The sequence below is a fragment of the Halomonas sp. genome (assembly GCF_031581305.1).
In the GTDB taxonomy this organism is placed as follows: Bacteria; Pseudomonadota; Gammaproteobacteria; order Pseudomonadales; family Halomonadaceae; genus Halomonas.
This window is the reverse complement of the sequence record NZ_JAVLBC010000172.1, coordinates 1-6,866: the sequence shown is the minus strand read 5'-3', so window position 1 is coordinate 6,866 and position 6,866 is coordinate 1. Positions and strand designations below refer to the sequence as shown.

General features: G+C 63.6%; 8 protein-coding genes. All 8 read right to left on the bottom strand.

Annotated features, from left to right (window positions below):
* Positions 1-156 precede the first annotated feature (156 nt).
* Positions 157-582: a hypothetical protein gene (locus tag RI841_RS13045; RefSeq protein WP_310706048.1), complete on the bottom strand. Its 426-nt coding sequence runs from the start codon at positions 580-582 to the stop codon at positions 157-159.
* Positions 583-629: 47 nt separating this feature from the next.
* Positions 630-929, bottom strand: coding sequence for a nucleotidyltransferase domain-containing protein (locus RI841_RS13040; protein ID WP_310706047.1), 300 nt, complete (start codon positions 927-929; stop codon positions 630-632).
* An 86-nt stretch (positions 930-1,015) separates the two neighbouring features.
* Positions 1,016-1,201: a hypothetical protein gene (locus RI841_RS13035; protein ID WP_310706045.1), complete on the bottom strand. Its 186-nt coding sequence runs from the start codon at positions 1,199-1,201 to the stop codon at positions 1,016-1,018.
* Between the two features lie 166 nt (positions 1,202-1,367).
* Positions 1,368-1,517, bottom strand: coding sequence for a DUF2442 domain-containing protein (locus RI841_RS16525; protein ID WP_405000943.1), 150 nt, complete (start codon positions 1,515-1,517; stop codon positions 1,368-1,370).
* 457 nt (positions 1,518-1,974) lie between these two features.
* Entirely contained in the window at positions 1,975-2,934 is a 960-nt protein-coding gene (locus tag RI841_RS13030) for a DUF4351 domain-containing protein (RefSeq protein WP_310706043.1), read from the bottom strand.
* 330 nt (positions 2,935-3,264) lie between these two features.
* Positions 3,265-4,692, bottom strand: coding sequence for an MBL fold metallo-hydrolase (locus RI841_RS13025; RefSeq protein ID WP_310706041.1), 1,428 nt, complete (start codon positions 4,690-4,692; stop codon positions 3,265-3,267).
* Positions 4,693-5,230: 538 nt separating this feature from the next.
* Entirely contained in the window at positions 5,231-6,097 is an 867-nt protein-coding gene (locus RI841_RS13020) for a sensor domain-containing diguanylate cyclase (RefSeq protein WP_310706039.1), read from the bottom strand.
* A 60-nt stretch (positions 6,098-6,157) separates the two neighbouring features.
* On the bottom strand, positions 6,158-6,866 hold a 709-nt coding region (locus RI841_RS13015), incomplete at its 5' end, for a polysaccharide biosynthesis tyrosine autokinase (protein WP_310706037.1).

Genomic DNA, 6,866 nt, shown 5'->3' with positions numbered 1-6,866 from the left:
GCTTGGGTCAGACCCCGGCCATCCCTGGCCGGTGTCTGACCCGGCGCGGTGATGGTCCGTACTTGCCGCAGGGGGCAGGCTCCACTCGCCGGGGGCTGGCCCGCGAGGGCTGGCTGAGTGCTGCGCTTTGGGTAGACCCGGGTGCCGACGCAATGCTTACGCCAACAACTTTACAGCCTGTTTTTCCAGGCTATCCGCGAACTGCTTTAAGGTATCTATATTATTATAAGCAGTTATTAGAGCATCAAAGAGTGTTTGAGAGTTTTCAATGTATTCATGAATCATCTGGTTTCGTATCTGCCTGATCGCTATCCACTGCTCTGAGGACTCCAGCCAGCCGTATTTCTCAGCCTTTTCCAGGTTGATGAGAAGGGCTCGGTCGGGCTCTCCCAGGGCTTTGAGCAGTGTCGGTAACAGCTTGTCGCCCAGCGTGTCTTGCAATCGGCAAAAGCGGCTGGTGAACGCTTCCACTCGCATAGCGAGCTCAGGCGTTGTGTCCAACTTCTCAACGGCTTCATAGGTTAACGGGCTGCCAAAAACCTGGCTGGCGGCGTAGTCCAGATGCTTAATTTCCTTATCCACAACGCGTCTCAGAAATTTGAGCCGTTCTCGCATCTCGGATGGGGTTTTCACAGAGCAATCCCTTGGTCTCGAGCGACCTGATGGATGGCCGATTTTGACATATTGGGCGCATCCAGAAGTACATCGATTTTCCTTTCACCCAGCTGTTTGATAATTTTCGCCTGCAGCTTGGCGACATCCCATGCAGGGTGCTCAACGAAACTATCGACTTTCACGAGCAGATCGATATCGCCACCTCTGGCGGCATCATCGGTTCGTGACCCAAACAGTGAGACCTGAGCCTCAGAGCCAAAGACAGATTCTACAGAGGATTTTATCACTTGAATTTCTTTGTCGTTAAGCCTCATCGCAGGCTTCCTCGCTTACTTTGCAGTGGTCCCCACCCTCTGGACCATTGGACTCGGCGATGACCGCCAAGACCGGGCTGCGAGCGTCAGGCATGTTGTGTGACTTGCTCGGCGGCCTTCGATGAGTGAATTTTTTTCAGCCGCTGTTGATGGACTTCCTGCGCCTTCGCCATGGAACGCCCCACCTTGCGGGAGACCGTGTGCAGAACCTCGGCCATGTCCTGATCGGTTGAGTCGACCAGCAGGCTGTAATGAGGGGCCTTGCGTTTCATAGGCTTAGCTCCTTTTTGTGATGCCTTAGGCATTCTGTATACGCCTAGCCACTTCACCCTGCATTGCGAACTCAGCGGGTCGAGGGCCTGCCCAGCGGCCAGAGTCTCAGGGTTGAGTGTTTCGGGGCAAGGGACGTTTCGCGCGCTTGCGAAGGTGATACCCAGTTCAGGCGACATCCTGACGCCGGTGGGTCATGTCGCCACGACCGGCCAATAACCCCTCGATGGAAATGTCTTCATCAAGGGCATCCCAATGGACCCCGCAAGGACTAAATTCGTAATCGGGCTGTGGTGGTGCCTGTTGACGGTATAGCACCCACCGCCGGGAGACTGACCCGCGAGGGCTGGCTGGGTGCCTCGCTTTGGGTAGACCCGGGAGGCGGGGCTGGGTGCAGCTCTTGGGTCAGACCCCTGCCGTGTTGTTATGCCTGTTGTATTGCCCATACCGGCGGTGTGCTCTCCGCCGGGGTCTGACCCGCGAGGGCTGGCTGGGTGCCGCGCTTTGGGTAGACCCGGGAGATAGGTTCGGCCTCGGGGGATCTCTTGGGTCAGACCTGCACATCAGGAGCAAGGGACAAGGGATCAAGGAATGGCTCGTTTGAGGACGGTGGCCCGCTTGGGTCAGACCCCGGCCATCCCTGGCCGGTGTCTGACCCGGCGCGATCTGGTCCGTACTTGCCGCAGGGGACAGGCTCCACTCGCCGGGGCCTGACCCGCGAGGGTTGGCTGAGTGCCGCGCTTTTGAGCAACGATCTGCAGGGTTGAGTGTGCTCTTAGCCTTCCCCGAAGACGTCGGGCAGCGACTGGGCGTCCAGCAGGTTCTCGGCCCACTGTTCCAGTTCGTCAGTGGTCGCTTGCTGCAGCCGCTGCTCCGTCTTCTCATCGAGTGGACCAAAACGACGCACCAGTTGCTTGCGAATGAGGGTCTGCTCGCCCTGCTGCATGCCCTGCTGCATGCCCTGCTGCATGCCCTGCTGCATGCCCTGCTGCATGCCTTGCTGCATGCCTTGCTGCATACCTTCGGTACGTAAACGTTCGGCCAGTCCGGTCATGGCGGTGCTCTCCTGCGGGTATCGGGATTCATACAGCTGACGCTCGGCATCACTCAATCCCGTGTAAATATCGACGAAATCCAGGTATTTGATCTGCTTCTCGATATTCGGTTCAAGCGTTAGCAGTCCCTTGATTGCCTCGGCGTAGATCTCGACCTTATGTTCCGGTGCCCACTGCATATTGGGCAGGTTCAGGCGAGCGACCAGGTTGTTGCTATCAAGGTACCGCTCGGCGGGAGTCGCCGCCAGCACGCAAGCCAGGTAGTCGAAGGCCAAGTAGCGGTGCTGTTCGCTGCCCAGTGCCAGCTGGCGGGGGATCGCCGGGCTTTCATGCAAGAAAATCACCACCGGCACCACTCGCTGGGTGGCCAGCATCTCGGCCAAGTCCAGGCAGTAGTGGGCCAGGCGATGGATGGAGAAGCGCTGCGGGTTTGTCTCCTCCTCGAGTACGAACAGCAGTGCCTCGCGACGGCCGTCAGGCCATTCCACCAGGAGGGGTACGTCCAACTCACGAAAGCGCTCGCCGAGACGCTCCTTGAGCTGCTCCTGACGCAGCGGGGTGATGGTTACACCGGCATCGATATCCGCTGCCTCGTCTGCGGCAAAGAAGGCCACCGCCTCGCGAGGGTAGTCGAGGATCAGGTTCTTGAAATTCTGGTCGTGACTGGTGCGACGGGCCATGGCGGATCCTTCCTCCTGAACCTCTTGGGTCTGACGCGCGGGCTACTGTGGCTCTCTTGGGTCAGGCCCGCGGGGGCTGGGTGCAGCTCTTGGGTCAGACCCCGGCCATGTTGCTATGCCCGTTGTATTGCCCATACCGGTAATGTGCTCGCCGCCGGGGTCTGACCCGCGAGGGCTGGCTGGGTGCCAGGCTTTGGGTAGACCCGGGAGGCGGGTTCGGCCTCGGGGGATCTCTTGGGTCAGACCCCTGCCATGTTGCTATGCCCGTTGTGTTGCCCATACCGGCGGTGTGCTCTCCGCTGGGGTCTGACCCGCGAGGCAGACGACTGCCTAGAGGGTGACGTGCCGGGGGTGGCCGGCATCGCAGGCCCAGCGTTCGATCTCGGTCTTGAGGGCCTGCTTGGCGTCCGGGTCGCCGTGGACGAGGCGGACCTCGCCGGGCGGTTCGGCCATCTTCTGGATGAAGCGCAACAGGTCGGCCTGATCGGCGTGGGCGGAGTAGCCGCCGATGGTGTCGATGCGGGCGCGGATGTTGATGCGCTCGCCGTCGAGTGCCACCCAGCCGCCGCGGGGGCCGTAGCGCTGGATGTCGCGCCCCGGGGTGCCGGCCCCCTGGTAGCCGATGAACAGCACGTCGTGGCGCTCGTCGCCGAGCATGCGCTTGAGGTAGTTGACCACCCGGCCGCCGGCGCACATGCCGCTGGCGGCGATCACCACCGCGGGGCGGTGGTGCGTGGCCAGGTAGTCGACGGTCTGCTCATGTTCCGCGTGGCTGTCCACGGTATAGAGGTTGTCGAAGGCCAGCGGGTGGCGGCCTTCCCCTGTCCTGCCCCGGGCCTCGGCGTCCCACCACGGCTTGAGCTCACGGTAGACCGCGGTAAAGCGCGCGGCGAGCGGGGAGTCGACGATGATCTCGAGCTCGCGCCAGTGGTCGTCGTGGGCCTCAATGATCAGGTCCTCGAGTTCGTAGAGCAGCTCCTGGGTGCGGCCGATGCTGAAGGCCGGCACGATCACCGTGCCACCGTTGGCCAGCGCCCGGTCGATGGCCGCCTTGAGCCGCGCCTGGCGGGTGGTGCGGTCCTCGTGTTCGCGGTCGCCGTAGGTGCTTTCCAGTACCAGCACATCGGCGCGCTCCGGTGACTCGGGCGCCGGCAGCAGCGGCGCGTGCGGTGCGCCCAGGTCACCGCTAAATACGGTGCGCTGTGCCTGGCCACTCTGGTGATCCTGGTGATCCACTTCCTGACTTTCTACCTCAACGTAGGCCGAGCCGAGGATATGCCCGGCGCGCTGCAGGCGCACGCGCACCCGGTGGCGGGCATCATCGACCAGGGGGTGCCACTGGCCGTAGTCCAGCGGCACCAGGCGCCCTTCCACTTCCTCGAGGAAGCGCTCGATCAGGGCGCGGTCGCGGGTGAAGCCGATCTTCAGCGCGTCCTCGATCACCAGCGGCAGCAGGCGGGCCGAGGGCACCGAACAGAGGATCGGCCCCGAGTAGCCCGCCGCCAGCAGGTAGGGCAAGCGCCCGATGTGGTCGATATGCACATGGGTGACCACCAGTGCCAGCACGTCATCGACCGGGAAATCCACGCGATGCTGCTCGAGGGCGCTGAGCGCGGGGTCTCCGTCCTGGCCCTGGAAGAGGCCGCAATCGACCAGCAGGGCGCGGTCCTCGGCCAGCTGCAGGCGGTGGCAGCTGCCGGTGACGCCCTCGGCGCCGCCGAGGTGGCTGATGTGGGGATAGGATGCCAGGCGTTCCATGCGGGGTCTCCCTGGGCGTCATCTCGCCTCGCCCGAGGCGTGGCGCTCAACTCGCGGTATCGGCTCACCGGACCGGTGGCGCTGATCACGCGGCGTTCGGGCACGCTACCGCCCCAGGGTGTCATTGGCGCATCCCTGAGGCCGTTGGGCCGCCTGCCGCCGGGCAGGCGAACTGCTTCACGCGGCTGGGCCACCTTCCTGGTCGCTGTGCCGAGGCGCTTTGCTATCACCTTGATGAGAACCGCAATATTGACAAAGCGCCCTGTTCAATCGCAAGGAAGCCTAGCACGCGAAGTAAATGGTCACTAGGCGAACAGGCCGCTTGTGGCCGGATTGTCGGCAATGTCTTACAGGGGTGCGGGCGGCGAGCCGCGGGCTGCGGGCTGACTCTGCCAGCCTGGAGGGTCTCTTGGCTGAAGGGGTCTCTTGGGTCAGACCCCGCTGTGTTGGCCGGGCGGTGGGCGTGCGCGTAGTGGGTGCGTGCTCGCTGCCGGGGTCTGACCCGCGAGGGGTGGCTGGGTGCCTGCCGCCGGGGCTATCAGTGACGTGACGCCGAACGGCGGCGTTTCATGCGGTACATATCGCCGTCCGCCAGGCTCAACAGGGTATCGGCGTCCTCGCCGTCCGCGGGATAGCAGGCCACGCCGATACTGCAGGACGGCATGGTGATGCCGCTGAATTCAGGGCCCGGCGGTTCGGCCATGGCCACGTGAATCTGCGCGACCTTGCGGGACACGGCCTCTGCCGAGTGGATCTCCGTCAACAGCACGATGAATTCATCGCCGCCCATGCGGGCCAGGGTATCCGTCTCGCGCACGCACCCTTCCAGGCGCCGGGCAATCGCACAGAGCACGCGATCGCCCACCGCATGTCCATGGTCATCATTGATGGTCTTGAAGTCGTTGACATCGAGAAACAGCAGGGCAAGGCCGCTCCGGTGACGGTGGGCCGCACGCAGCGCCGAATCCAGTCGGTCATGGAACAGCGAGCGGTTGGGCAGTTCCGTCAGCGGATCATGATGGGCAAGGAAGCGTAACTCCGCTTCGGCCTGCCTGAGGGCCGTCACGTTGCGCGCGACGCCGACCCGTACCCCCTCCTCCTCATACCATTGTGCCGACCACAGGATATGGACGACACCGCCATCCTTGCGGATATACCGGTTGCGGAAGTCGAGGTGGGGCTCACCCGACATGACCCGGTGAATGGAGGCCTGCGTGGCCGCCAGGTCCTCCGGATGCATGTAGTCGGTGATCATGGTGCCGACCAGCTCGTCCGGGCGGTAACCCAGCAGTGCCTCGCAGGCATTGCTCACGAAGATGATCCGGTTGTTGCCCTCGACCACGAAGACGGTATCCAGCATCAGGTGGATCAGCTTGGGGGAGAGCGCTTGCAGGTCGACGGGCATGGGGTAGGGTCAAGGAGTCAAGGGATCAAGGGGTCAAGGGGTCAAGGAGACCCCTTTCGCCTACTTGTACGAGTAGCTGTAGTAACCGTAACCGTAGTAGGTGGCGGCCTTGCGTTCCATGGCGTTGAGGATGACGCCCTTGAGGTTGACACCGGCGGTTTCCAGGCGGCGGTTGGCGATCTGCAGTTCCTTCACCGGGTTCTGCTGGAAGCGGGCGACCATCAGGCTGGTGCCGCACTGCTTGCCGACCAGGGCGGCGTCGGTCACGGCGAGCACCGGCGGGGTGTCGATGATCACCAGGTCGTAGGCCTGGCTCACCTGTTCGAGAAAGGCGGTGAAGCGCGCATGCATCAGCAGCTCGGAGGGGTTGGGCGGGGCCTTGCCGCGCGAGACGTAGTCCAGCCCGGGGACCTTGCTGTGGCGCAGGATGCTGTCGTGCGGGGTCTGGCCGGAGAGCAGCTCGGAGAGCCCCCCTTCGGCCCGCTCGCCGAAGGCGTGGTGCACATGGCCCTTGCGCATGTCGGCGTCCACCACCAGCACACGCTGGCCGGCCTGGGCACATACCGCCCCCAGGTTGATGGAGATGAAGCTCTTGCCGATAGAGGGGCTGGGGCCGGTGACCATCAGCCGGTTGTTGGTGGCTTCCAGCATGGCGAAATGCAGGCTGGTGCGCAGGCCGCGCAACGCTTCCACGGCGTTGTCGGTCGGGGTGTGGTGGGCCAGCACGCCAGCGGCGATCGTCGTGGCCTGGCGATCGCGGCGGTGCTTC

Excerpts from the sequence above, each read along its gene's own strand:
- RI841_RS13040 (WP_310706047.1), bottom strand. The coding sequence starts at position 929 with ATGAGGCTTAACGACAAAGAAATTCAAGTGATAAAATCCTCTGTAGAA.
- RI841_RS13035 (WP_310706045.1), bottom strand. The coding sequence starts at position 1,201 with ATGAAACGCAAGGCCCCTCATTACAGCCTGCTGGTCGACTCAACCGAT.
- RI841_RS13030 (WP_310706043.1), bottom strand. The coding sequence starts at position 2,934 with ATGGCCCGTCGCACCAGTCACGACCAGAATTTCAAGAACCTGATCCTC.
- RI841_RS13025 (WP_310706041.1), bottom strand. The coding sequence starts at position 4,692 with ATGGAACGCCTGGCATCCTATCCCCACATCAGCCACCTCGGCGGCGCC.
- RI841_RS13020 (WP_310706039.1), bottom strand. The coding sequence starts at position 6,097 with ATGCCCGTCGACCTGCAAGCGCTCTCCCCCAAGCTGATCCACCTGATG.